The sequence below is a fragment of the Streptomyces sp. RK62 genome (genome assembly GCF_018070255.1).
GTDB lineage: Bacteria > Actinomycetota > Actinomycetes > Streptomycetales > Streptomycetaceae > Streptomyces > Streptomyces nigra.
The window spans coordinates 226,287-251,222 of sequence record NZ_JAGPYD010000008.1; the positions used below are offsets into that span (position 1 = coordinate 226,287).

22 protein-coding genes and 1 pseudogene are annotated in these 24,936 nt (G+C 74.5%); 7 read left to right on the forward strand and 16 right to left on the reverse strand.

The genetic code is table 11. The features are described 5' to 3' along the window. Positions 1-39: 39 nt before the first annotated feature. On the reverse strand, positions 40-1,434 hold the full coding sequence (locus KBY32_RS17435; RefSeq protein WP_210980687.1) for an SLC13 family permease: 1,395 nt from the start codon (positions 1,432-1,434) through the stop codon (positions 40-42). A 197-nt stretch (positions 1,435-1,631) separates the two neighbouring features. On the opposite strand from KBY32_RS17435, the gene KBY32_RS17440 reads away from it, so the two are divergent. Beyond that, on the forward strand, positions 1,632-2,339 hold the full coding sequence (locus KBY32_RS17440; RefSeq protein WP_210980688.1) for a FadR/GntR family transcriptional regulator: 708 nt from the start codon (positions 1,632-1,634) through the stop codon (positions 2,337-2,339). On the opposite strand, the pseudogene KBY32_RS17445 reads toward KBY32_RS17440, so the two are convergent. Beyond that, positions 2,332-2,596 (reverse strand): annotated as a pseudogene (locus tag KBY32_RS17445) (MerR family transcriptional regulator); the annotation flags it as partial. The gene KBY32_RS17440 and the pseudogene KBY32_RS17445 sit on opposite strands and share 8 nt — an antisense overlap. A 138-nt stretch (positions 2,597-2,734) precedes the next feature. Between KBY32_RS17445 and KBY32_RS17450 the strand changes: the two are divergent. Then, positions 2,735-3,604, forward strand: a complete 870-nt coding sequence (locus tag KBY32_RS17450; protein ID WP_210980689.1) for a RimK family alpha-L-glutamate ligase — start codon at positions 2,735-2,737, stop codon at positions 3,602-3,604. Between the two features lie 160 nt (positions 3,605-3,764). Here KBY32_RS17450 and KBY32_RS17455 read toward each other — a convergent pair whose 3' ends face one another. The 10 genes from KBY32_RS17455 to KBY32_RS17500 all read right to left on the reverse strand — a co-directional run bounded on the left by KBY32_RS17455 (position 3,765) and on the right by KBY32_RS17500 (position 15,920). Then, positions 3,765-4,382, reverse strand: coding sequence for a hypothetical protein (locus KBY32_RS17455; RefSeq protein WP_210980690.1), 618 nt, complete (start codon positions 4,380-4,382; stop codon positions 3,765-3,767). Further along, on the reverse strand, positions 4,348-5,166 hold the full coding sequence (locus KBY32_RS17460; protein ID WP_210980691.1) for an FkbM family methyltransferase: 819 nt from the start codon (positions 5,164-5,166) through the stop codon (positions 4,348-4,350). Before KBY32_RS17460 ends, KBY32_RS17455 begins: the two co-directional genes overlap by 35 nt. A 29-nt stretch (positions 5,167-5,195) precedes the next feature. Next, positions 5,196-5,405, reverse strand: coding sequence for a Trm112 family protein (locus KBY32_RS17465; protein WP_055620801.1), 210 nt, complete (start codon positions 5,403-5,405; stop codon positions 5,196-5,198). Next, on the reverse strand, positions 5,402-6,307 hold the full coding sequence (locus KBY32_RS17470) for a hypothetical protein (RefSeq protein WP_210980776.1): 906 nt from the start codon (positions 6,305-6,307) through the stop codon (positions 5,402-5,404). The genes KBY32_RS17465 and KBY32_RS17470 overlap by 4 nt, the downstream gene beginning before the upstream one ends. Positions 6,308-6,331: 24 nt before the next feature. After that, the gene (locus KBY32_RS17475; protein ID WP_055620799.1) at positions 6,332-7,069 is read right to left on the reverse strand and encodes a class I SAM-dependent methyltransferase; all 738 of its coding nucleotides are present in this window, start codon (positions 7,067-7,069) and stop codon (positions 6,332-6,334) included. After that, the gene (locus tag KBY32_RS17480) at positions 7,066-8,439 is read right to left on the reverse strand and encodes a condensation protein (RefSeq protein WP_210980692.1); all 1,374 of its coding nucleotides are present in this window, start codon (positions 8,437-8,439) and stop codon (positions 7,066-7,068) included. Before KBY32_RS17480 ends, KBY32_RS17475 begins: the two co-directional genes overlap by 4 nt. Continuing rightward, entirely contained in the window at positions 8,436-12,794 is a 4,359-nt protein-coding gene (locus tag KBY32_RS17485; RefSeq protein ID WP_210980693.1) for a DUF3367 domain-containing protein, read from the reverse strand. The genes KBY32_RS17480 and KBY32_RS17485 overlap by 4 nt, the downstream gene beginning before the upstream one ends. Beyond that, positions 12,791-13,570, reverse strand: a complete 780-nt coding sequence (locus tag KBY32_RS17490; protein WP_055620797.1) for a bifunctional 2-polyprenyl-6-hydroxyphenol methylase/3-demethylubiquinol 3-O-methyltransferase UbiG — start codon at positions 13,568-13,570, stop codon at positions 12,791-12,793. The genes KBY32_RS17485 and KBY32_RS17490 overlap by 4 nt, the downstream gene beginning before the upstream one ends. Further along, positions 13,551-14,711, reverse strand: coding sequence for a glycosyltransferase family 4 protein (locus KBY32_RS17495; protein ID WP_055620796.1), 1,161 nt, complete (start codon positions 14,709-14,711; stop codon positions 13,551-13,553). The genes KBY32_RS17490 and KBY32_RS17495 overlap by 20 nt, the downstream gene beginning before the upstream one ends. A gap of 222 nt (positions 14,712-14,933) precedes the next feature. Continuing rightward, on the reverse strand, positions 14,934-15,920 hold the full coding sequence (locus KBY32_RS17500; protein ID WP_210980694.1) for a DUF3068 domain-containing protein: 987 nt from the start codon (positions 15,918-15,920) through the stop codon (positions 14,934-14,936). A gap of 205 nt (positions 15,921-16,125) precedes the next feature. Here KBY32_RS17500 and KBY32_RS17505 point away from each other — a divergent pair, with 205 nt between their 5' ends. After that, positions 16,126-16,278 (forward strand): hypothetical protein, encoded by a 153-nt coding sequence (locus KBY32_RS17505; RefSeq protein ID WP_210980695.1) that lies wholly within the window; start codon positions 16,126-16,128, stop codon positions 16,276-16,278. A gap of 2 nt (positions 16,279-16,280) precedes the next feature. Then, positions 16,281-17,528 (forward strand): CdaR family transcriptional regulator, encoded by a 1,248-nt coding sequence (locus KBY32_RS17510; RefSeq protein WP_055620794.1) that lies wholly within the window; start codon positions 16,281-16,283, stop codon positions 17,526-17,528. Positions 17,529-17,533: 5 nt separating this feature from the next. On the opposite strand, the gene KBY32_RS17515 is transcribed toward KBY32_RS17510, so the two are convergent. After that, positions 17,534-18,097, reverse strand: a complete 564-nt coding sequence (locus KBY32_RS17515) for a DUF2269 family protein (RefSeq protein WP_210980696.1) — start codon at positions 18,095-18,097, stop codon at positions 17,534-17,536. A gap of 187 nt (positions 18,098-18,284) precedes the next feature. On the opposite strand from KBY32_RS17515, the gene KBY32_RS17520 reads away from it, so the two are divergent. Both KBY32_RS17520 and KBY32_RS17525 read left to right on the forward strand, forming a co-directional pair. Further along, the gene (locus tag KBY32_RS17520) at positions 18,285-19,058 is read left to right on the forward strand and encodes an IclR family transcriptional regulator (RefSeq protein WP_210980697.1); all 774 of its coding nucleotides are present in this window, start codon (positions 18,285-18,287) and stop codon (positions 19,056-19,058) included. Then, the gene (locus KBY32_RS17525) at positions 19,055-19,903 is read left to right on the forward strand and encodes an SMP-30/gluconolactonase/LRE family protein (RefSeq protein WP_210980698.1); all 849 of its coding nucleotides are present in this window, start codon (positions 19,055-19,057) and stop codon (positions 19,901-19,903) included. Before KBY32_RS17520 ends, KBY32_RS17525 begins: the two co-directional genes overlap by 4 nt. Here KBY32_RS17525 and KBY32_RS17530 read toward each other — a convergent pair whose 3' ends face one another. Genes KBY32_RS17530 through KBY32_RS17540 form a run of 3 tightly spaced genes read right to left on the reverse strand, consistent with a single transcriptional unit; the run spans position 19,904 to position 23,149 of the window. Further along, positions 19,904-21,310: an FAD-dependent oxidoreductase gene (locus tag KBY32_RS17530; RefSeq protein ID WP_210980699.1), complete on the reverse strand. Its 1,407-nt coding sequence runs from the start codon at positions 21,308-21,310 to the stop codon at positions 19,904-19,906. It abuts the gene before it with no gap. Continuing rightward, complete coding sequence (locus KBY32_RS17535; RefSeq protein WP_370592060.1) at positions 21,303-22,538, reverse strand: MAB_1171c family putative transporter; 1,236 nt, start codon at positions 22,536-22,538, stop codon at positions 21,303-21,305. Before KBY32_RS17535 ends, KBY32_RS17530 begins: the two co-directional genes overlap by 8 nt. Beyond that, positions 22,535-23,149, reverse strand: coding sequence for a toxin-antitoxin system, toxin component family protein (locus KBY32_RS17540; protein WP_181890492.1), 615 nt, complete (start codon positions 23,147-23,149; stop codon positions 22,535-22,537). The genes KBY32_RS17535 and KBY32_RS17540 overlap by 4 nt, the downstream gene beginning before the upstream one ends. A 234-nt stretch (positions 23,150-23,383) precedes the next feature. On the opposite strand from KBY32_RS17540, the gene KBY32_RS17545 reads away from it, so the two are divergent. Further along, the gene (locus tag KBY32_RS17545; protein ID WP_210980700.1) at positions 23,384-24,892 is read left to right on the forward strand and encodes an alpha-N-arabinofuranosidase; all 1,509 of its coding nucleotides are present in this window, start codon (positions 23,384-23,386) and stop codon (positions 24,890-24,892) included. Positions 24,893-24,936: the final 44 nt, after the last annotated feature.

A 24,936-nucleotide genomic window follows, 5' to 3' on the forward strand; every position in this document is an offset into this window, starting at 1 on the left:
GGGCGGCCGTCCGACGGACACCGTGCACCGGGTGCCGGTTCACCCCCAGCCCGGCACGACCATGGCCAGCCACACCACCGCGGGCACCACGGCCACCACGATCCCTCCGTACACCATCAGCCGGCGGAAGAAACGCTCCCGGTCCACATCGGGCGCGGCGGCCAGCACCAGGGCGCCGTTCGTCGAGAAGGGGCTGACGTCCACGACCGTCGCCGACACCGCGAGCGCCGCCACCATCCCGATCGCGCCGATCTCGCCCTGGGCGAGGAACGGCACGGCGAGCGGGATGAGCGCGCCCATGATGCCGACCGAGGAGGCGAACGCCGAGACGATCGCGCCGATGTAGCAGAGCAGGACGGCCGCCAGCAGCGGGACGCCGATGCCGCCGACGCCCTCGCCGGCCCAGGTGATGGTGCCCATCTCGTCCAGCACGCCGACGTACGTCAGCACACCGCAGATCAGCAGCACCGTCGGCCAGGCGATCTCGCCGACGGCCCGCTTGCTGTCGTCCGGCCAGACGGCGCTGAGGACGACGGCGAGGGTGATCGCGGTGAGGCCGGCGTCCAGGTCGAACACGAGGACGGCGACGACCAGGGCGACGAGGGAGCCGAGCGTGGCGGTACGGGCGGGGGTGAGGCGGGTGGCGGCGAGGCCGGTGGGGGTGGGGGGGTGGCGGGTGGGGGTGGGGGGGGGACGGGTGAGGGTCGTGCCGGAATCCGGCGCCGTGCCCGCGCCGCCGGGTGCCGGCTGGTCGCCGGGACCCGTTTCCTTCCCCGTGCCGCCGGGTTCCGGCCGGTCGCCCGGTTCGAGGGCCTCCACCGAGCCCTGCCGCCACAGCTTCGGGCCCCCGCACACGGTGAACACGATCGCCGCGATGACGAGGTTGACGACCAGGGAGGCCAGGAACAGCGTGATCTCGCTGCCCGGCAGCTTCTCCCGCTCCACGATGCCGTTGACGATCGAGCCGTAGATGCTGATGGGGGAGAAGCCGCCGGCCTGGGCGCCGTGCACCACCATCACGCCCATCAGCAGCGGGCTGATGGAGTAGCGGGCGGCGAAGCTGAGCGCGACGGGTGCGACGATCGCGACGGCCGCCGGGCTCACCGCGCCGATCGCGGTGAGCGCGCCGGTCAGCGCGAACATCACCCAGGGAATCAGGGCGACCCGGCCCCGCACCATCCGGACGGCGGCGTGCACGAGCCAGTCCGTGGTGCCGTTGGCCCGCGCGACGGCGAACAGGTAGGTGACGCCGACGAGGACGACGAACAGGTCGCCGGGGAAACCGGCGAAGATGCCGTCCGCGTCGAGGTCGGCGACGAGCGTGCCGACCCCGAAGGCGGCGGCGAAGGCCAGCGCGCCCATGTTGATCGAGCGGGTCGTCGCGATGACGAACACCACGGCGAGGACGAGGATCGAGAGGAGTTCGGGGGACATACGGGCTCCCGTCTTGGGTCCCGGAGCGGGTTGGGGGGACGGCTCGCCAAGTGGCCGATTGGCTGAGCCAATTCAGGGGTGCTGGCTGGACAGCGTGGAGCGCGCACCCGGCCCCGTCAAGGGGTCGCACCGGAATTGGCTCAGCCACTTAGCCATGACGGGCGCCGGTGTTACGCTCCCGTCGAGAGGGGGACTCCGTGACCGACGCCCTGCGCCCCATGACCCGGCAGCGCCTCTACGAGCAGGTGCTCGACCGGCTGCGCGCCTATGTCACCGAGGGCGGCCTCGGCGCCGGGGACCGGCTCCCGACCGAGCGCGACCTCGCCCAGCGGCTCGGCGTCAGCCGGGCCTCCGTGAAGCAGGCGATCGTCGTCCTGGAGGTCCAGGGCCTGGTCGAGGTGCGGCACGGTGGCGGCACCTATCTGGTGCGGGACACCCTCGACGTCGAGCCGGTGGAGCGGATGGTCGAGCGGCGCCGGCGGCTGCCCGACGTGCTGGAGGCCCGCGAGGCCCTGGAGACCAAGCTCGCCGAACTCGCCGCCGAGCGCCGTACGTCCGACGACCTCGCCGCGATGCGCGCGGCCCTCGCGCACATGGAGCGGGAGGTCGAGGACGGTGGTCACGGCGTGGAGGGCGACCGCCTCTTCCACGCCGCCGTCACCGCGGCCGCGCACAGCAGCCTCCTCGCCGAGTTCATGCGCTCCATCGCCGGGCAGATCGCCGAGAGCCGCACCGAGTCGCTGCGTCAGCCGCACCGCCCAGCCCGCTCGCTCGCCCAGCACCGGGCCATCCTCGACGCCATCGAGTCCGGCCTGCCGTCCCGCGCGGCCGCGGCGATGCGCCGCCACGTCCGCACGGTGGCGAAGGTCCGCCTCCTCGACTGGGAACCGGACGACACGGCGTAGGCGCGGATCTCCCAAGCGGCGTCGGCCGCGGGCAGTGCGCGGACCTGACGGATCCGGGCCAGCGGCATTCCCGGCCGGCGCAGCCATGCCACCAGCCGGGCCTGCTCCAACTGGGCCACGGCGTAGTACCGGTAGCCGGTGACCGGGTCGACGCGGTGCGGCCGCAGCAGCCGCAGCTCGTCGTAGAGCCGCAGCGCCTTCGGCGACAGCCGGCTGGCCCGGGCGAACGCCCCGATCGTCAGCTCGTCCTCGCTCATCCGCTTCCCCCTCGCTCGTGCGCCCCGATGCTGCGGCTTCCCCGAAGGTGAAGGTCGAGCGGCCCGTTCCGGTTCCCTTCCGCAGGCTTGTTAGCCTGCGGTTTCCGCCCCGTCAGCCCCCCGCCCGGAGGAACCGCCGTGCCCCGCATAGCCCTGGTCACCTGCCGTCCCCGACCCGACGTCAGCGAGGACCGGGATCTGCCGGTGCTGGTGGGCGCGCTGCGGGAGGCGGGCGCCGACGCCGGGGCCGTGCACTGGGACGACGACGGTGTCGACTGGGGCGCCTACGACCTCGCCGTGATCCGCTCCACCTGGGACTACAGCTGGCGGGCCGCCGAGTTCCTGGCGTGGGCCGAGCGGTGCGGCGCGGCGACCCGGCTCGCCAACCCGGCGGCCGTGGTGCGCTGGAACGCCGACAAGCGCTACCTCGGCGACCTCGCGGCGGCCGGCGTCCCCGTCGTCCCCACGCGGTACGTCGCCCCGGGCGACGCCCCTGATCTGCCGGACGGGCACGAGTTCGTCGTGAAGCCCACGTCCGGCGCGGGCGCCCGGTTCGCCGCCCGGTACACACCCCAGGAGCACGACACCGCGCTGCGGCACCTCGCCCGGATGCACGCCGACGGCCTGACCGCGATGGTCCAGCCCTACGTGCGGGCCATCGACAGCGGCGGCGAACGGGCCCTGCAGTTCTACGGCGGGCGCCTGCTGCACGCCAGCCGCAAGGGCGCCGTCCTCACCGCCGGCACCCCCTACGACCAGCGCAAGGTCGCCCACCCGAACCTGGAGCCCTGGACGCCCACCCCGGCCGAACTCTCCGTCGCCGAGCGGGCCCTGGCGGCCGTACCGAACGCGGACGGGCTGCTCTACGCGCGCGTGGACCTCGTCGACGGGGACGACGGGCAGCCGCAGGTGATGGAGCTGGAGCTCGTCGAGCCGAACCTGTTCCTGTCCGTGCACCCCGGCTCGGTGCCCCGCGTCACCGAGGCGATCCTGGCCGCCGCCCGCTAGGGGCCTTTCCTTTGGATCATGCCGGGCTCGCGGGGTCTGGCACCGCACCTCGCCGCGTTGTCGTCGGTTGCCATGGCTCCGCCATGGCGCCCTCCCTCCGCCTTGCGATGCACGGCCCCAGACCCCGCTCCCTGATCCGGCCTGATCCAAACGAAAGGCCCTATACAGCGACCGTCACCCGCTGCAACAGCCCCCACGTGAACTCGGCCGTCACCTCGTGCGGCACTCCCTCCGCGTCCGGTGCCGTGAACGCCAGGCCCCAGCGGGTCGGGGCGCTGCCCTCCAGCGGGCGGGCCGGCGCGAAGGCGCGGGCCGCCTCCTCGACCGTGCACGACCAGGGCGTGAGGTCCTCCAGGGTGCGCAGCTCGGGCGCCGGGGCGCCCGGGGCGCGCACCAGCCACTCGTTCCACACCGACCCGCCCGGCGCCAGCACCACCTCGAACCGCAGCGTCGGCCACAGCGGCAGAGGCCACCGCCACGCCTCGCAGTCCAGATCCCCGATTCTGCGGGCCACCACCGACTCGGGCGGGCCCAGCACCGAGCGGTAGCGGGCCGCCGAGCCGCGCGCCCGGGGCGAGCGGACCATCGCCTGCCAGCGTTTGTTCGCCTCGCGCATCTCGGCCTGGGACACGCCCAGCTCCCGGCGCGCGTCCTCGACCAGATCGGGGTTGTGGTCGGCCATGCGGCGCAGCAGGACGAGCTGGAAGTGCAGCGGGGTGAACGGACCGGCGGCGTGCGGTCCGTCAGCGGGGCGTCTCGCGGAGGGCATGGGACCCATGCTCGCGCACCGGGCCGCCCGGGCGGCGTCCGTCGGGCAGGAACAGCACCGAGTTGACGTAACGGGGGCCGTGGAACGGCAGGACCCGGCGCAGCAGCCCCATGCCGACCACGTACGACGTCGCCGCCTGGTGGGCCTGGAGCGGGAACGACGCCAGCGGCACCCAGGAGCGGCCCGGCAGCACCCAGCCGTCGTAGCCGAGCATCGACAGATACGTCAGCACCGGGCCGGGCGGCTGGATCCGGGACTCCAGCTCCACGAACAGGGCGGGCCGGTCCCGGGCGAGGATGCCGGTCGCGCCGCGCAGCACGGACAGTTCGGCGCCGTCCACGTCGACCTTCACGAAGCCGACGTCCCGCAGCCCGAGATCGTCCAGGGCGACACAGGGCACCCGCAGCGCCCGTCCGTGGATGTCCCGGCGCACCAGGGACGACACACCCCGGTCGCCCTCGTCGTCCGGCGGCAGCCACAGCCGTGCCGTGCCGGGGCGGTCGGCCGCGGCGGCCTGCACCACGCGCAGGTTCGCCGGGGCGCCCGCGGCGAGCAGCCGTGCCAGCCGGGGGACCGGTTCGACGGCCACCACCTGCCGGGCCCGGCCGCACAGCCGGCGCGTCCAGGGGCCGTACCAGCCGCCGACGTCGACGGCCGTGCCGCAGTCCGGCGGGCACAGCTCGCCGAGCCGGGCCAGCTCCGGTTCGAAGCGGGGGTAGACGGCCCGGGCGGTCGCGGCGACCAGCCGCGCGGGCAGCAGCGGCGCCAGCCGGGCCGTGAGGGTGGAGGTCATGGGTCCGTCCGGGTCGTCGTCGAAGGCGGTCAGGGGGCGAGCCGTCTCAGCAGGTCCTCGTGCTCGTCGTCGGTGACCTGCTCACCGGAGTCAGGCAGCAGCTGCGGGACGCCGTCCACGATCGGATAGCGGCGCCGCAGCCGCGGGTTGTAGAGGGCCTCGTCGGGCGTTACGAGGTGCAGGGGCCCCTTGTCGAGCGGGCAGGCCAGGATCCGGAGCAGCGGGTCGTCGGGCTTCATGGAGGGGTCAACTCCTTGACGCTTGCGTGGGGTTGCGGGGCCGGGTCGTGCTTGGGCATGGCCAGCAGGACGGCGACGGCGAGCACCGTGCCCGCGAGCCGCAGCGCGAGCCGCGCCGGGTCGGTGGGCAGGGACTCGCCGAACGAGAGCGTGCCGAGCACCGCCGTGTACAGACAGGTCACCGTCGTGCACACCGGCACGATCAGCGAGGCCCGGCAGCGCTGCAGCGCCGCCTGCGACATCACCAGCCCGAACACCCCGGTGAACAGCAGCAGATACGGGTACGGCGAGCGCAGCAGGTCGAGCAGCGCGGCGCCCGGGCCGGACGACGTCAGCCGGCTCGACACGCCCTTGATGGCCAGTGAGCTGACCCCGTACAGCAGGCCCACCGCCACGCCGTACTCGACACCGGTCGTCGGCATGCGGTGCCGGTGCCGGGTGCGCCGCTCGGCGGAGCCGTACAGCCATACGCCGGCCGCCAGCGAGGGCACGCACACCAGCAGGATGAGCGGGTACGGGGCGTCGCGGCCGACCTGGTCCGCGCCCTCCTCCAGGGACAGCACGACCATCAGCAGGGCCAGCAGGATGGCGGCGAGCGCGTACCGCTCCCGCCCGGTCGTCTCCTCGCCCAGCAAGCGCGCCGACAGCAGGACCAGCAGCACCAGACCGGAGACGAAGATGCCCTGCGCCGCCGCGATCGGCAGGGTCCGGTACACCGCGAGCTGCGCCGCGAACCCGGCCGCCAGCGCGAGCGACCCGCCGATCCACAGCGGGCTGCGCAGCACCAGACCCAGCAGCCGGGCCGGCCGCCGGATCGACACCTCCGGCAGGGCGCCCAACGCCCGCTTCTCCAGCACGAATCCGACGCTGTACAGGGTGTTCGCCAACAGGGCCGCCGCCACTCCCCACCACATGGCCCACGCCCCCTACGTCCTGCGCGCATGCAGCAGCAGGATCGAGGAGAGGGACGGTCTGGCGCACGCCAGCCGGTCCAGCGCCCGCAGCGGACGCGGCACCCCGTGGAAGGGCGCCCCCGCCAGCCGTACGACCTCGAAGCCGGACGCGGCCACGAACTCCCGCAGCGCACGGGCCGTGTAGAGCCGCAGATGCCCCACGACCTCCCGTCCCGGCCGCCCGTGGATCGCCCGCAGACTCACCTCCGAGAACACCGGCTGGACCCCGGCGAGCAGCAGTGCGCGGTTGTACCAGGCGGCCAGGTTCGGGGTGGACAGCATGAGATGGCCTCCGGGGCGCAGGACGCGGCGGATCTCGTCCAGCGCCGAGTCCGGGTCGACGAGATGCTCGACGACCTCGCTGAACAGCACGGCGTCCACACAGCCGTCCCGGAACGGCAGCCCACCGCCGGTCAGTTCCCCTCTGACGGCGTACGGCAGCCGGGTGCGGGCCCGACTGAGGGCGTCCTGGGACCAGTCGACGCCGACGATTCGGTGACCGGTGAGGAGCGGGGCGGCGGTGGCGGCCGCCGTGCCGTCGCCGCAGCCGATGTCGAGGACGGTGCACGGCGCGCTGCCGGCCGTGCCGAGGGCCTCGGCCAGCATGCGGGCCTGGCGCAGGGAACGGGGGGTGCCGGAGGCGACGGGGACGGCGGGGTCCTCGTAGAAGTCGCGGAGGCCGCCGTGGCGCGGGGGCGCGGTGGTGTTCACGGTGCCACCTCCGTGGTGTGCAGGTAGTGCTCGAACAGGTCCCGCAGATGGGCGCCGTCGCCGTGGCCGAGCAGGGCCCGGGACCAGCGCAGGGCGAGATGGAGGCGGCCCGCGGTGGAGGCGGTCGTCACCGTGAGGCCGCGGGGCATCCGGGCGGGCGCCGAGAACCACACGGCGTGCGCGCGGCCCGCCTCCTCGCCGAAGTCCAGGGCGTACGGGATCCGGCCGATGTTGCTGAGCAGCGTCGTGGACGTCCAGGGCGCGGCGGCGCGGCGCAGCCCCCGGGTGAGGGCGGCCCGCCAGGCGACCGGTGTCACCGGGGCGGTCAGCAGCGCCGCTCCGCGCCCGAGCTGCGGGCGGGGTTGAGCCTTGAGGGCCCGCGTCCGGGCGGCCGTGCGCTGGAGGAGTGCGGGCATCCGGTCCGGGTCCGCCGTCAGCTCCTCGTGCGCGAAGGCGACTTCGACCAGCCGGGTGCCGTTGCCTATGGGCATGCCGACGTCGCGGGGGCGGTCGTCCACGGGCATGGTGATCCGCAGGGGGCGGGGGCGGGCGCCGTGCTCGCGGTTCCAGTGGGCGAGGGTCAGGGCCGTGGTGACCATGAGCTGGTCGGTGACGGGGGAGGGGTCGCCCTGCGGGCGGGGGGGCAGCGGCAGTTCGGTGACGAGGAGACCGTTGCCGGGGGAGGGCTCGGGGGTGCCGGGGGCGACCCGCGCGGGCCGGGCCCAGGAGGACGGGGCGTCGTCGGCGGGCGGTACGGCATCGGGGGTGCCGCGTACGGGGGGTGCGGCGGGGGAGTTGTCCCGGCCGCCGTACACCTCGGCGGCGGTGGCCAGCACCCGCAGACAGGCGGGGCCGTCGAGGGCGGTGTGGTTGATGGTCAGGAACAGCACGGTGCCGGACGCGGTGTCCGCGGGGCGGTCCGCACCCCGGGCCGGGCGCCCGACCGCGTCGCCCGCCTCGCTGCCCTCGACCGGCCCCGCCGCCCGGACCACCTCCAGCCGGACCGGCGGCGACGCCGACAGCGCGGGCGCCTCGGTCAGCGCCCGGGTCCGCGCGTCCCGCAGGGCGTCACGCCCCGGCGCCGGGAAGCGCACCACCTCCACATCGGGCTCCGCCGTCAGCTCCCAGGTGTACCGGCGCCGGTACCACCGCCCCGGCGCCTCCCGCATCAGGATGCGCGGATGCCGGCGCAGCGCCTCGGCGAAGGCCGCGCGCAGCCGTGCCTCGTCCAGCCGGCCCGGCAGATGCACCTCGATGTGCACGGTCTCCGGCTCCTCCTCCTGGAGGCAGTGCCGGGCGACCTCGTCGACGACGGGGAACGGCACCCGGGCGGGCGCCCCGGCCCCCACGGGCCGCTGCAGCGCGGTCATGGGGCCGGGTCCTTCCGGTCGCGGTCGATACGGGTCTCACGGTCGATACGGGTCTCGGGGGCCGGGCGGTCGCCGGGGCCGCGCGCGGTGACCGTCGGGCCCGCGGCGGGTCCCGGTGGTGTGCCCAGAGGGCTCTGCCCGCGTTCCCGATGGGGGAGGTTCGGCAGCGGACCGGCCGATGGCTCACCGGTCGAGGGCTGCCCCGTCGATGGCCCACCGACAGCCGCCCGGCTCTCCCCCGGCCGCTCGCGCACACTCACCAGCGCCGCGAACAGCCCGATCAGCGCCAGCAGTTGGGCCGTGTGCCCGAACGCGCCCCGCCCCGCCGCCACCGGCTCCCCGCCGCCCACGGCCGCGACGATCCCCGCGCCCGCGAGGGCCGTGAACGCGATCGGCACGAGCAGGGTGTGCCGGCGCCACGCGAGCAGTGCCAGCGCCGGGACCAGCAGCGCCAGCCACCCGGCGACGAGCACGGCCACCACCGTCAGCGCGACCGTGCCCGGCCACAGCCCCGGCAGCGGCGGCGCGGGGCTCGGACCGTCCGGGTTGGGCTCCCGGCGCCGCCACAGCACCAGGCCCACGAGGATCGCGAGCCCGACCGCGCTGCCGATCAGCCCGGCCTCGTACGTCACCGCCGGTTCGTACGACAGGCGGACCGTGCCGCCGGCGCCCGCCGGGATCCGCCAGCCCTGCTGCCAGCCGTCCAGCCGGACCGGCGTCAGCTCGTCGCCGTCCAGTGTGGCCCGCCAGCCGTCGTTGAAGTTCTCGTACATGGTCAGATAGCTCGCCGTGCCGGAGCCCACGGTCAGGGTGCGCCGGTCGCCCAGCCAGTCCCGGACCGTCAGCTCCCGTGCGGCCGCGGGGGCCTCGGCGACCGTGCCGCGGGTCAGCGTCACCTCGGTGAGCGCGAGCGGGCCGGCGTCGCCGCCCTCGACCCGGTGGTCCCCGGCGGACAGCGACAGCCCGGCGTCGTCCCGGCCGCGCTGACACAGCGTCACATCGATCCGCCGGCGCTCCACGAGATCCCGTACGGTCCCGCGCGCCCCCGTCTCGTACAGCTCGCCGTCCACGGCGACCACCGGGCCCTTGCCGCACGGCAGGGTGAACTCCCGGTCGGTCTCCGGCTGCGGGGTGCGGTACCGGTCGAGCGCCGGGACGTACGCCTCCGTCAGGCCGACCGGGAGACGCAGATCCTCGTCCACGACCGGGTTGTGCAGGGTCAGCGGGGCCGATTCGGTGATCGTGATGTCCAGTCGGTCCGTGGTGATCGGCGGGAAGCGGACGACGCCGTTCTTGTCGACGCCCGCGATCGCCGCCCCGTCGGGCGAGGAGATGTGCACCTCGGTCGGCCGGGTGGACAGGCCGCCGGCCGCCGCCAGCACGATCTCGCCGACCGCCTGCTTCCCCGGCCAGGACAGATGGATCACCGGCCGGTCGCCCGCGATCCACGCCGTGGTCAGGTCCCCGTCGGTGAGGTTGCGCGCGGCCAGCCCCGCGCCCAGCCGGGCCGTGGAGTCGGCGGTGGCGGTGATCCGCTCCCGCTGCTCGGGCGCCACCGTGTACAGCAGCCGGTCCAGGGCCTCGCCGGGCACCGGCACCGCCTGCGCCCGCACCTCGTACGTCCCGGCCGTGGCGGTCGTGAACCGCCGGTGCAGGCCCGCCTCCGTGCCCGTCGCGGACAGCCCGGTGGGGTCGGCGGCCCGGGACAGAGAGACGATCTCCGCGTCGGCGGAGGAGTTCCCGGCGTCGGTGGGCAGCCGCAGCAGCCGCGTCACCTGGACGTCCGGCAGGGAGATCTCCGAGAAGCCCGCACCGGTCAGGCCGGCCCGCCGGGACACCGAGTCCGTGATCGTCAGCTTCATCCAGCGGGTCGCGCCCGCGGGCGCCTTCACCGACTGCGCCGACCCGTCCGGCCGCAGGACGCTGTCGCGCGTCCCCTTCTCCGTCTCCACCCGCACCCGCGTCGGCGCCGCCCGCACCCCGTCCTGCGGCAGCGGCGCCACCTCGAACGACGACGGCATGTCGTACGCGCCGCCCGCGAAGGCGATCCGCAGCCACTCGCCGTCCGCCGACCCCGCCGAGCCCTCGGCCCACGCGGTGCCCGGGTCGCCGTCGAAGGCGTTCACCGGGTCGAACTGCGGCAGATGGAAGAGCCAGTTGCCGTACGAGGACGCCGTGACCGACCGGGCGCCGCGCAGTTGGGCCACCGTCTGGTGGGCGAGGCCGGTCACCGGCAGGATCTGGTGCGGCTCTTCGCCCGCGTCCTGCGAGGCGCCCGGCGCGTTCCGCTCGTCGGCGCTGTAGGTGTACGACGTGTTGGCGTTGACCAGCCCGAACCGGGTGTCCGCGCGCCGCATCCCGTCGCCCGTCACCCGCACCTGCGGCGAGCCGAGGCCGGGGTGACGGTCGCCGGTGAGGACCGCGGCGCGGCCCCGCAGCTCCGACGCCAGGGGCAGCAGCGCCTCCGGGCCGCCGGACACCACGGCCGCGGAGGCCACCGGCAGCAGCCCCGCCTGGTGCGGACGCGGTACGTCCGCGCCGGTCGGCCGGTAGATCTCCACGGCACGCTGCCGCGCGTACAGCCCCTCGACCTGGAGCGGGGTGTCCGGGGCGATCCGCCCGCCGGTCATGACCGGCCCGAAGCCCGTCACCCGCTCGTACCCGGACTGCTCCAGGGTCCGCTTCACCGTGGTGGTGGGGACGGCACCGATCTGGTCGGGGTCGAGGTCGTTGCGGACGACGACGTAGTGGATGCCCGCCCGGCCCAGGAAGTCGGCGAGTCCCGGCACCTGGCTCCCGGTCATCAGGGCCTGCTCGACCGCGTCCATCGCGCGCCGGTTGCCGGGGGTGCCGAAGGGCACGTAGTCGCGCTGCGCCCAGCGGGAGGCGGCGACCACGTCCAGCGGCTGGTCGATGGTGGTGCCCCAGGTGTGGATGCCGTGCGCGGTCGCCGGGGCCACCAGCACCCGGGCGTCCGGCGAGTACTTCGCCATCCAGTCGGCCGTGGCCCGCCAGTACGCGGGGATCTCCTTGAAGGAACCCGGGTTGAGGATCGAGCCGTTCAGATACGGCCATATGAGGCCGGGCAGCACCAGCACGGCCACGGCCAGCGGCGCGAACCGGCGTCCGCGCACCGGCCGGGCCCCGCGCGCCTGGGCCGCCACGCCCGCCAGATGCGCGAGACCCAGCACCAGGGCGAGCGCCAGCCCGGTCTGGAACTTGTAGACGTTGCGGAAGGGGGCGAGCCCGCCGTCCAGCCAGTCCTGCACGACCCCGTGGAAGGGCGCGCCGAACGCCCCGCCGTACCCGGCGAGCAGCACCGGCACGACCGTCAGCGCGGTCAGCACCAGCCACCGGCGTTCCGGCATGTCCCGCCGGGCCAGTCCCGCGAGGCCCAGCCCGGCCGCCAGCGCCGAGCAGACGATCACCACGGCGGCCGAGACGACGGTCCAGCCGGCCGGCAGCCACGCCTCACCGAAGTGCAGATACGCCACCCAGTTACCGGCGCCGCGCAGCGCCTCGGTCGCCGCCATGGTGTCGGTCGTGGTCTGCGAACTCTCGACGTACGGAAGGAAGTTCTCGCCGTGGGTGCCGAGGAGCAGCAGCGGGATCACCCACCAGGCGGTGGCCAGCAGCACCCCCGGCACCCACCAGGCGATGAGCTTGCGCCGGCGCGGCCCGGGCGGCCGGGACAGCAGGTAGAGCGCGGCCGGCAGCAGCGAGGCCAGCGTCGAGGCGGCGTTGACACCGCCCATGAACGGCACGACGAGCGCCGAGCGCAGCGCGGCGACCCGCGCGCTGTACCGTTCGTCGGCCAGCGGCAGCAGGACCCACGGCAGGAACGCGCCGGGCAGCGCGGCCGCCGAGGTCGAGCCGACGACGACGGTGAACACCGGCCACAGCGCGTAGGCGGTCGCGGCGACCAGCCGGGAGCCGCCGTTGCCCACCCGCAGCCGCTCGGCCAGCCGCAGCGCGCCCCAGAACGCGACCGACACGATCAGCGACATCCACAGCCGCTCGGCGAGCCACACCGGCAGCCCCACGGTGTCCGCCAGCCAGTGGAACGGCAGCATCGGCCACAGATAGCCCGCGTACTGGTCCTGCAGACCACCGAAACCGCCCTGGTCGTGCCACAGCTGGCCCAGGTCGCCGAGGAAGCGCCCCGGGTCGGTGGTCACGCCCAGCTTGGTGTCGAAGGTCTGCCGCCCCGGCCGCACCGCGAGGAACAGCGCGAACACCACGGCCCAGAACCCCAGCAGCCAGCGCCGCGACCGCGGGCCCTCGGGCGGGCCGGCGGAGGGCGCGGAGGTGGGCACGGCTGCCGGGGGAGGGGCCTGGACCGTGGTCGTCGTCATGGTGGACACCGCCTGAGGATGAGGAGGAGGTTCCAGGTGGCGAACTCGCGCAGGCCGGGCGCCTTCACGACGGCCTCCGCGAGGAACGGCCAGTAGCGGGAGCGCGCCGACACGATCTCCACGTCGTGCCGGGCGCGGACCTGCCGCAGGGTGCTGCCGACGTGCACGGCGAACAGGTTCTCGCCGAGGGTGTGCTTGGCGTCGCGTCCGGTGCGCCGCCGGTAGCGGGCGCGGGCCCGCTCGGCGCCCAGGTAGTGCCAGGGCGCCCACTCGTGACCGCCCCACGGGGACAGCCAGTTGGTGAACGACACGTAGAGCAGCCCGCCGGGACGGGTCACCCGGGCCAGCTCGCTCAGGAAGGTCCCCGGGTCGGCCACGTGCTCCAGCACATTGGAGGAGAAGGTGACGTCGGCGGCCCCGTCGCGCAGGGGCAGCAGATAGCCGTCGGCGACCACGGCCCCCTCGGGCGGCCGCGCCCCCAGCTCTCGGGCGTCCGGTTCGAAGAGGTAGGCGTCGGCGCCCCGGCGCCGGAACTCCTCGACGAAGTACCCGCTGCCGCCGCCGACGTCGACGACGGTCCGCCCGGCGAGGGGACCGCCGTACGCCTCGAGCTGGTCGGCGGCGTCCCGGGCGAGCAGCGTGTAGCAGGACACGGGGTCGTCCTGCTCGTGGAGGAACGCGCGGAACAGGGCGAGGGACCGGCGCAGCGACGGGTCGCGGACGGGCCGGGTCCCGGGGGAGCCGCGCGGCCGCCCGCTACGGCGTACGGTCGCCACGGCTCACCGCCTCCGCGGCCACCGCGCGGAACTGCCGCACCGTCCGCTCCCAGCGGTAGCGCGCCGCCCGGTCCCGCGCGGCCTTCCCCATCAGCTCCCGGCGGTGCCCGGACAGCGCCAGCGTGCACCAGGCGGCGGCGAACGAGGACTCGCCGCCTGCCAGCACGCCGGTCTCCCCGTCCACGACGGAGTCCCGCAGCCCGGGCACGTCGAAGGCGACGGCCGGCGTCTCACGGGCGGCGGCCTCGGTGACGACGAGCCCCCACCCCTCCACGGCCGAGGGGTGCAGCAGCAGCCAGGCCGCGCACAGCAGCCGGTGCTTCTCCGCCTCGGAGACATGGCCGGTGAACTCCACGCCGGGCCCTGCGAGTTCCTCCAGCCGTCGCCGCTCGGGTCCGTCGCCGACGATCACGAGCCGCCCGCCGGTCACGGGCCGCACCCGTTCCCACAGCCGCAGCAGCAGATCGATCCGCTTGTACTCGACGAGCCGTCCGACGGCGACGAACAGCGGCTCGGGCGACCGCTCGCCGAGCGGCCCCGGCTCCTCCACACCGTTGTGCACGACGCGGATGCGCTCCCGCTCGACGCCGATGGCCCGCAGGGCGTGAGCGGTGGACGGGGAGACGGCGACCAGCAGGCCCCGCTGCCGGGCCCCGGCGAGCGCCCAGTGCTCCAGGCGCCGGCCGAGCCGGGCGGCGGGGGTCAGCGGGCCGCCGAACCGCATCGGCCACAGATCGGTGTGCACATGGTTGACCAGCCGCAGCGTCGGTCCTCGGTGCCACAGCGGGGCGAGATAGGGCATGCCGTTGCAGACCTCGACGAGCAGGTCGCAGTCGCCGACCTGGCGGGCGAAGGCGGATCTCGCCCGCAGATAGTGGTCGAAGGGGCCGCCCGCGGAGACGACCCGGTAGTCGCGGTAGGCCGCCGGGCCCCCGCACAGCAGGGTGACCTGGTGGCCGAGCCGGGTGAGGCCGTCGGCGAGTCGGTCGACGAGCAGCTCGGAGCCGCCCGCGGCGCGGTTGCCCAGGTCGCGATGGGCTAGAAAAACGATTCGGCGCGGTTGTGGGGGGAGCGTCGAAGGGTGCAGCCGCGACGCGCAGGGGAGTGTCGCGCGCAGCGGCGGAGGTACGTGCTGGGGCATCGGTGCTCCAACTCGTCAGGGTGCGGAACTCGGTGTGGGGAGCGAGGTCGGGTTCCTGTGGGGGGAGTCGAAGATCCTGTTCGGCGTGCGGGGGTGGTGCGCGGGACGCGAAGAACATGGACAGGCTGTGTCCGGGTGGGAGGGGACAGTTTTCGCCCAGCCGTCCCCCCGCGGCTACTCACCGAGGTGACAATTTCGGCCCCGAACGGAGCTGACGTTATGTCACATCGTGAGAGAAGGGTGGGGTGTTTCCGGCGTACCGGTCGATTCCGGCCGCCTGCGTCCCCGGACCACCAGTACGGCACCGGCCACCGCGAGCACACCGCCCGCCACGGCCGCCCCGATCGGCAGCGTCACCCCGACCGTGCGCAGCATCCCGCTGTCCTGCTCGGCCTGCCGCACGGCCTCCTTCTGCGTGGCCGTGGTGAACGCGATCTTCCGGCTGTCCAGCAGCACCGCCGCGTCCCGGTCGCCGCCCGGCGCCCGCAGGGTGCGGCGCGGACCGGTCTGCGCGTAGAGCACCCGGCCCGTGCGCTGGTCCACGACCAGCTTGAACCCGTGGTTGGCGTACCACTCCTCGGCCAGCACCTGCGGCCGTTCCGGCTGCCCGACGATGCTGCCGGGGACCAGCCGGGTGCCGACCTTGCGGGGCGCCACCTCGGCGGTGAACCGGTAGCCGGTGTACCCCTGGACCTTCTCGGTGCCCGAGTACCGCATCGTCACCGTCGTCCCACCGGTGTTGTCCCACCACTGGTAGTCGCGTTTGCGCACGTCGAACGGGAACTTCAGATACGCCTCGCCCTCGATGTACGGGCTCTCCTGGCAGCAGTGCACCGGCCGGGTCGTCCGGCGGTCCATCACCCAGCGGTGCGGCGCGAAGTCCAGCGCGTCGTGCGGATCGGCGGCCGGCAGCGAGTCGTCGGTGTCGACGGTCGTGATCACGTCCCAGACGGCGTTGCCGCTGCGCTCGCTCGCCGCCACATCGCCCCGGACGCGCTGGGTGACGGTGATCGTCCTGTCCGGCACGGTCTCGATGCGCTCGGTGTCGAAGACGCTCCCGGTGCCCTTGTAGACGGCTGTGGTGTCGATGTCGACGGGGTTCACGGCGGCCCGCGGTGTCACGTACCAGGCCAGCATCGGCGCCAGGACCAGCAGGAACGTGCCGAGACCCAGCAGGATCAACGAGAGAGGTGAGGCTGTACGGCGCATCCGGCACTCCTGGGGTCGACGCGTGGACGATGCCTGGCCGTGCTCTGGGCGGGGAACCGTAGGGCGGGCCGGACCGGGGTGTCAACGGTCTTGACGGACCATCACGCGTTGTCGACACTGGCCGGACAGGCAGAGGTCGGGACCGGACGGGCGACACCCGGGTGGGGACAACTCCGGGATCTCGGACAGAGAGGCTGACCCTGCGATGTCCAGACTGCTCGCCGCCACGCTGACCGTCGTGCTCGCCGCCCTCCTCGCGGTGGGCGCCGCGCTCGGCGTCGTCGCGCTGCTGGAGGCCACCCCCGACCAGCCGAACACCCCGCTGATCACCTATGAGCGGGCCGGTCAGGGGAGTTGACGGTGGCCGTCCCCCGCCCCGCCGCCGGGCCGGCCGCACTCACCCGCTCGGCCTGGCACGACGTGCCCCGCTTCCAGGTCCGCCGCTTCGCCCAGCTCGTCCTCGCCGACGCCCCCGGGCTCGCCGAGGAGATCCTCGAGGAGATCCGGCGCGAGTACCCCCATCTTCCCGTCGTGCTCGACGAGTCGGGCGAGCCCATGGCCCTCATCGGCATCCGGCGCGCCATCGAGGTCTTCATCGGGCACCTGGAGACCTCGGAGGGCCGGCCCACGGTCCCGCCCGGCGTCTTCCAGGACTTCGGCCGCGGCGAGGGCTACAACGGCCGCTCCCTCGACTCCCTCCAGGCCATCTACCGGCTCGGCGTACGGCTGGCCTGGCGCCGCTTCGCCGAGATCGGCCAGCGCGTCGACATCCCGCCGCCCGCCATGTACGAGCTGGTCGACGCCGGTTACGAGTATCTGGACGGCCTGGTCGACCAGTCGGTGCGCGGCTACGCCGAGGCCGCGGCCCGCCAGGCCGGTGAACGTCTGCGGCTGCAGCGCCGGCTGATGGAGCTGCTGCTCGCCGAGCGCCACCGCGGCGACCCGGCCGACGCCCTGGCCGAACGGGCCGCGCGGATCGGCTGGGCGCTGCCCGCGAAGGTCGCCGTCGGCGTGCTGCTGCGCCCGGCGCGGGAGGCGCTCGCGCCGGCCGTCGGGGAGGGCGTGCTGCTCGACCTGGAGTACGAGCGGCCGCGGATGGTCGTCCCCGAACCGGACGCCGCAGGGCGTCACGAACTGCTCGGCCGGGCGCTGAGCGGCTGGTCCGGGGCGATCGGACCGCCCGTGCCGCTGGCCGAGGCGGCGAAGTCGCTGCGCTGGGCCGAGGCCGCCGTGGGACTGATGGAACGGGGGCTGCTGCCGGCCGGGGAGGTCCTGCACTGCACCGAGCACACCGAGGCGCTGGTGCTGCTCCAGCCCGAGGAGCTGATCGACGACCTGGCGGTGCGCTGTCTGGCGCCGCTGGAGCACTGCGGGCCCTCGCACGGACGGCGGCTCGCGGAGACCCTGCTGGCCTGGCTGGAGACCAGGGGCGGGGCCCCGGAGGTGGCGGCCCGGCTCGGGGTGCATCCGCAGACCGTGCGCTACCGGCTGCGGCAGATCCGCGAGCTGTGGGGTGCCGAGATCGACGACCCGGACCGGCGCTTCGAGCTGGAACTGGTGCTGCGCGCCCAGCGGTTGCGCGGGGTGCTCGGCGAGACGCCCCGGTAGCAGTGTCAGGCGTCCTGACGGACCCGCCGGTCCCGTCCGGAGCGGGCGGCCTGAGTGCGCAGCCGCCGCCCCCGCCGGGTGAGTCCCCAGGGCTTCAGCACCGAGATCACCGTCATGAAGACGTATGCCGACAGGGACACCACCGGGCCGAACAGGACGTCCCCGGTGTCCGGCAGCGGCCCGCCCGCGGCGACCTCCGCGACGGCCGTGTCCACGGCGGGCCGCAGGACCAGGGCGGTGGCCGCGGTGGTGCCCAGGGTCAGCCAGAACTTGGTGAACACCCAGCGGTGCCGGGCCAGCCCCCAGTGCGTGCCCAGCGCCAGCACCAGCCCGCTGACCAGGGTGAGCAGGGCGAGCGGCAGCAGCAGCCAGTCGGCGAACAGCTTCATGCCCCGTACGGACGCCTCCACGGCCGCCGGGGACCCGGTGGTCGCCGCGGTGGTCCCGAGCGCCAGCAGTCCCAGCGTGAGCCCGAGCCAGCCGGCGGAGGCGAGGACGTGGACGGCGAGGAGGCCCCGGCGGACCCGGCGGCTCAGCCTCGTGACGGTGGTGGACGCGGTGGAGGTCATGGGCACCACGGTGCCGCGCGGGAGCCCCGGTGGCGTCCGACGGCGGGAGTAACCCGGCGTACCGGCGAGGGAGTACCCACGCGGCCATTGCCGGGGCGGAGGGCTCGGACTAGCCTGTGTTCGTCATTCCGATCGGCTGTTGAAATATCGAACGCAGCCTCTTCGACCCCCAAGGAGGAGGCCGGACGTGGGACGCCTCGTACCTGCCGTGACCCGGGCCCTCGACATACTCGAGCTCTTCCTCGACGGGGACGGCACGCTCTCCGCCCCCGACATCGTGCGCCGGCTCCAGCTGCCGCGCACCACCGTGCACGAGCTGGTCACCACCCTCGCCGCCCGGTCGTACATCGTGCAGGTGCCGGGGCAGCCGGGACGGTACCGGCTGGGCGTACGGCCGTACCAGCTCGGCAGCCGGTACGCCGAGCAGCTCGACCTCGCCGCCGAGGGCCAGCAGGTCGCCCGGTCCGTCGCCGAGACCTGCGACGAGACCGTGCACGTGGCGATCCTCGAGGGCACCGACGTCATCTACATCGCCAAGGTCGACTCGACGCACGCCGTGCGCATGGTGTCCGCCGCCGGGCGCCGGCTGCCCGCCCACTGCACCTCGGTCGGCAAGATGCTGCTCGCCTCCCTCCCCGAGGCGGAGCTCGCCTCCCGCCTCCCCGACGACGCCGAACTCACCGCCATGACACCGAACAGCATCACCGACCCCGCCGTCCTGCGCGAGGCCCTCGCCGAGATCCGCCGGCGGCAGCTCGCCGTCGAGACCCGCGAGTCCAACCCGGACGTCTCCTGTGTGGCCGCCCCCGTACGGGACCGCACCGGGCAGGTCGTCGCCGCCCTGTCCATCTCCGTCCCCATGATCCGCTGGAGCGACGAGCGCCGCGCCGAGCTGGAGCAGCTCGCCGTGAAGGGCGCCGCCGAGCTGTCGGAGCGCCTCGGCCACCGGAGCGCGGCATGAGCGCGCCCTACGAGGTGGCGGTGCGGGCCGAGGCCCAGCTGGGCGAGGGCCCGACCTGGGACCCCGCGAACGGCCGCCTGCTGTGGATCGACATCCTGGGCTCCCGCCTCCACACCTACGACCCGGTCTCCGGCCGGCGCTCCGTGCGGACCGTCTTCCAGCACATCGGCGCCGTCAAGCCGCGCGCCGGCGGCGGACTCGCCCTGAACCTCCGGGACGGCGTGGGACTGCTGGACCCGGACGGCGCCTTCCGCTGGCTGCGTCACGAGCCGGTGCCCGGCCGCCGCGCCAACGACGCCGCCGTCGCCCCCGACGGCTCGCTGTGGGCCGGCACCATGCGCTACGACGAGGCGCCGGGCGGCGGTACCCTGTCCCGGCTCACCGGTGAGGGCGCGGCACAGGTCGTCCTGGACGACGTGGCGGTGAGCAACGGCACCGGCTGGAGCCCCGACGGACGCCTCATGTACTACATCGACTCGCCGACCCGCCGGGTGGACGTCTTCGACCACGAGGACGGCCGGGTGACGAACCGGCGCCCCTTCGCCGAGATCGAGGAAGGCGCCGGGTTCCCCGACGGGCTGACCGTCGACGCCGAGGGCGCCGTCTGGGTGGCCCTGTGGGACGGCTCCGCGGTACGCCGGTACACCCCCGACGGCGTACTGGACCGGGTGATCACGTTCCCGGTGCCCCGGGTGACGGCGTGCGCGTTCGGCGGCCCCGGCCTGACCGACCTGTACGTCACCACGGCCCGCGTCGGCCTCGACTCGCCCCCGCCGCTGGCCGGTTCGCTGTTCGTGGTGCCGGGCGCGGGACGAGGAGCGGTGCAGCCCGCCTTCGACGGGTGACTAGGGCAGCAGCCCCGCCTTCTTCATCTCCTCGGCGGTCAGCGGCGGCCCGGTGAGCTGGGGCTTCAACGGCCCCACCGCCGCCGCCAGCAGCACCGACGGGCCCAGCAGCACCTCCGCCCGCCGCTCCAGCGACGTCACGTCGGTGACGCGGCGGGCGATCCGCCCGTTGCCCGTGGCCGTGTGCATCAGCCGGTCCACGTACCCGGCCACCAGCCGGTCCCGCAGGGTCGGCCCGGTCTCCGTGGCCCCCGGGTAGAACACGTCCTGGCCTATCGCCAGATCCCAGGCCGCCCCGACCGGCCGCGCCACCGCCTTCTGCACCCGTCGGGCCAGCCCCGCCGCGCCCCAGCCGTACCGGCGGACCGTCTCGCGCAGGATCAGCGCGCTCTGCGCCCCGACCGACAGCCCGTGCCCGTACACCGGGTTGTACGCGGCGAGCGCGTCGCCGAGGACGGTGAGGTTCTCGGGCCAGTCCGGCATCCGTTCGTAGGAGTGACGGCGGTTGGCGGTGGTGCGGGTGAAGGCCACGCCCGACAGCGGCTCGGCCCGCTCGATCAGCTCGCCGATGACGGGGTGCCGCAGCTCCTCCCGGGCGAACCGCGCGAACTCCTCGTCGGACGTCCCCGGTTCACCGCCCCGTGTGCCGCTGAGCGTCACCAGCCAGCGGCCGTGCTCGATCGGCAGCAGCACCCCCGCCCGGCCGGGGCCGCCCGCGCGCGGGTCGGCCTGCACATTGACCACCGGGAAGCCGTCCCGGGCCGGCTCGGGCGCGAGATACAGCCGGCTCGCGTACGCCAGCCCCGAGTCGACCTCGCGCCGCACCGGCGCGGGCAGCCCGAGCGCGGCCAGCCAGCGGGGCGCCGCGGAGCCCCGGCCGGTGGCGTCCACGACCAGGCCCGCCTCCAGGGTGCTCTCCCGCCCGTCGCGCCCCCGCAGCCGTACGCCCGTGACGGCCCGCGCGTCGCCGAGCAGGTCCACGACCTCGGTGCCGTCGAGGAGTTCGATCCGCTCGTCGGCCAACACCCGGGAGCGGACCGTCGCGTCCAGCAGGTCCCGGCCGGCCAGGACGATGTGGTGCGACTCGGGCCAGCGGCGGAACCAGCCGCGCGGCGACAGCGCGACCATGTCCGTGGTGATCGGCGCCCGGCGCGCCCCGGCCGCGCGCAGGTCCGCGCCGATGCCCGGCAGCAGCTCCTCCAGCGCCCGCACCCCGCCCGACCACAGCAGATGCACATGCCGGGACTGCGGCAGGCCCTTGCGGGGGTCGGGCCCGGACGGCAGCACGTCGCGCTCCACCACGACCACCCGGTCGGCGGACCCCGCCAGGGCCTGTGCCGCGAGCATGCCGGTATGGGATCCCCCGAGGACCACGGCGACTCTGGCGGGGGAGGGTCGTTCACTCATGCGCGGACATGCTCTCTGCCGGGACGGCCGCGCGGGCGCGGACCGCCTTGATCTCGTCGGGCCTGCGCAGGACGCCGGAGACGGCGTGGATCTCGCGCAGCAGATAGGTGGTGTCGGGCTCCGCTGCCCCGTCGCCGTCCGGGACCCGCCGTCCGCTCTCCACGGCGTCGACGATCGTCACGGCGACCGCGAGGGCCTGGGCCCGGCCGGGCTCGGCGCCGAGGGCGAGCGCGGCGGCGTGGGCGCGCCGGCGCAGATCCTCGTCGAGATGGCGGGAGAGCTGGAGCAGCGCGTCGCGGATGTAGGTCTCCCGGCGGATCAGCCGGATCTCCGGCGCCGCCCGCAGCACGAACGGCTCGTGGCGCCCGGCGACCGGCCGCAGCAGCCGGGCCAGCGGCTTCAGGCCACGGCGCCGGCGGCGGACCAGCAGCCGCTCCTGGAGGTACTGGCCGGCGTGCGGGACGATCACGCCGACGGCGACCATCGTGGCGCCGATACAGGCGGCGGACGGCGCGACGTTGGTGTTCAGCCAGTCCAGGTCGTGCCCGGTCCAGCGGGCCACGATCGCGGTGAACTTGGCGGCGCTGAACAGCAGGTTGGTGACATAGCCGACGCTCAGGAAGCGCAGCCCCCAGCGCAGCCAGCCGTCGAGGCCGTCGGTGCGGATCCAGGTCCAGATCAGCCGGGCCGTGATGAGGCAGGCCACCGTGTGCACGACCAGGTAGAGGAGGATCTCCTCCCGCATGAACGGCGTGGACGCGTAGTAGGTGTCGAGGTCCTCGATCTGCTCCACGGGGACGTCGGCGAGCGCGAACAGCACCCACAGCGCGACCACCACGGTCGCGTACACGGAGACCACCCAGCGGGTCGCGCGCCGGGTCCGCTCCCGGCGGTCGGTGTGGCCGCCGCCGCGCCAGTGCACCACCAGCAGCAGCCAGGACGCGGACAGCGCGGTGATCAGGGAGTACACCCACGGCGCGGCGATGTTGGGGACGCCGATGACACGGTTGGTCCAGGCGATGGTGCCGGGGGCCGCGAACACGAACACCATGCAGGCGAGCAGCAGCAGTCCGCCCACGGCGCGCAGCAGCGGGTCGCGCCACAGCTTCACGATGCTGGGCAGCTTGATCGCCAGGGCCGCGCCGAGGACGAGGCCCGGCAGCCAGAAGGAGATGTACAGGCCGGACAGGAACTCCACCGGCCCGTCCGCCAGCCGCAGAGGTGTCACCGCGCCCTGCCTCCGCGTCCGCGGTACCCGAGCGAGCGGTGGACCGGGTCGGCGGACCCGCTTCCGTTCTCCCCGGAGACCAGCTCCCGGACGGCGGCGGCCAGCCGGTGCCCGAAGTCGTCGGCCTCGGCCTCGTCGCTCTGCCGGGAGCCGTCGCGCGCGGCCACGGTCAGGGCCACGTCGTCCCAGCCGGGCCGGCCCGCGAGGGCGTGCGCGGCGGCCGTGCCGATGCCGTGGTGATGGTGCCGGTGCCCGGCGTGCATGTGCCACAACTCGTGGCCCAGGATGACCAGTTGCTGGACGGCCTCGGCGCGCTCCTCGACGATGACGAGGTCGAAGTCCTGGAACTCCACCCAGAGTCCGGTCACCTCGATCTCGTCGGGGAACCGCTCGAAGCGCAGTTCGACGGGCCGGCCGCCGCGCCGCGCGCTCATCCGCGCGCACAGCGCCCGGCACACCGCGTGGACACCGGCCGGGGGGCGGGGCCCGGAGCGCAGCGCGGCACTCAGATCGCCGGCCAGATCCCGCATGGCGACGGCGGTGTGGGCACGCCGCGGCCGTAGCGCCGAGACGAACCGGGCCGCCCTCGTCCGCGCGCCCGCGATGTCCATCGCACCCCCTGTTCCTCCCGTCGCCTCGACGGGCTGTTCGAGCCTACGCGGAGCCCGGTGTCCCCGTCATGCGCTCCGGCGACCGTAGTTCAACCCCGAACGACCGTCACCGCCCGCGATCGTCCCCGGCTGTTGACGGGCAAGCGCTTGCCCCCTACGGTCCCGTCCGAAGTCACGTACAGAGTCCGGTATTTCGTACAGACGGCAGCCCGCCCCGCACCCAGAGAGGCGCCCATGCGTACCGCCCGCTTCACCCTCGACCCCTCCTTCACCGTCGGCGACGTCGACCCCCGGCTCTTCGGGTCCTTCGTCGAGCACCTCGGCCGCTGCGTCTACACCGGCGTCTTCGAGCCGGACCACCCCACCGCCGACGACCGGGGACTGCGCCGGGACGTCCTCGCCCTCGTCCGGGAACTCGGCGTCACCGTCGTCCGCTACCCCGGCGGCAACTATGTCTCCGCGCACCGCTGGGAGGACTCCGTCGGCCCCGCGCACGAGCGCCCCCGCCGCCTCGACCCGGCCTGGCACTCCACGGAGACGAACCGTTTCGGCCTCTCCGAGTACCGGGACTTCCTGCGCAAGGCGGGCGCCGAGCCCATGATGGCGGTCAACCTCGGCACCCGCGGTGTCGCCGAGGCCCTGGAGCTCCTGGAGTACGCCAACCACCCCTCGGGCACCGCCCTGTCGGACCTGCGGGTCGCGCACGGCGACAAGGACCCGTTCGGCATCCGGCTCTGGTGCCTCGGCAACGAGATGGACGGGCCCTGGCAGACCGGGCACAAGACCGCGAGCGAGTACGGCCGGATCGCGGCGGAGACGGCCCGCGCCATGCGCCAGTTCGACTCCGCCGCCGAACTCGTCGTCTGCGGCTCCTCCAGCCGGTCCATGCCGACCTTCGCCGCCTGGGAGGCGACGGTCCTGGAGGAGACGTACGACCTGGTCGACCACATCTCGCTGCACGCCTACTACTGGCCCGAGGACGGCGACACCGACTCCTTCCTCGCCTCCGCCGTCGACATGGAGTCCTTCATCGAGGCCGTCGTCGCCACCGCCGACCACGTGGGCGCCCGGCTGAAGTCGAGCAAGCGGATCACCCTCTCCTTCGACGAGTGGAACGTCTGGTACCTGCCCGAGTGGGTCGCCCGCTCGAAGACCTTCCCGCCGGACGAGTGGCCCGAGGCCCCGCGCCTGCTGGAGGACGGGTACAGCGTCACGGACGCCGTGGTCGTCGGCTCGCTGCTCATCGCCCTGCTGCGGCACGCCGACCGGGTCGCCGTCGCCTGCCTCGCGCAGCTCGTCAACGTGATCGCCCCGATCATGACCGAGCCGGGCGGCCCGGCGTGGCGCCAGACGACCTTCTTCCCGTTCGCGCAGGCCGCGCGGTACGGCCGCGGCCGGGTCCTGGACGTCCGCGTGGACGCGCCGACCCACGAGACCCGCAAGTACGGCGAGACCGCCCTGCTGCACGCCACCGCGGTCCGCGCCGAGGACGGCTCGGTCACCGTCTTCGCGGTCAACCGCGACCGTACGGAGCCGCTGCCGCTGGAGGTGGCGCTGCACGGCCTCGACGTCACCCGGGTCGTGGAGCACAGCGCCCTCGCGGACGCGGACCCGGACGCCCGCAACACCCTGGACGACCCCGACCGGGTCGCCCCGCACCCCGTGCCGGGCACGACCCTTCGGGACGGCCGCCTCACCGCTCTCCTGGAACCGCTCTCCTGGAACGTGATCCGGCTGGCCTGAGGACGGACGCGAGCCGGCCGCGGACGACGCCTGCACACTACAGT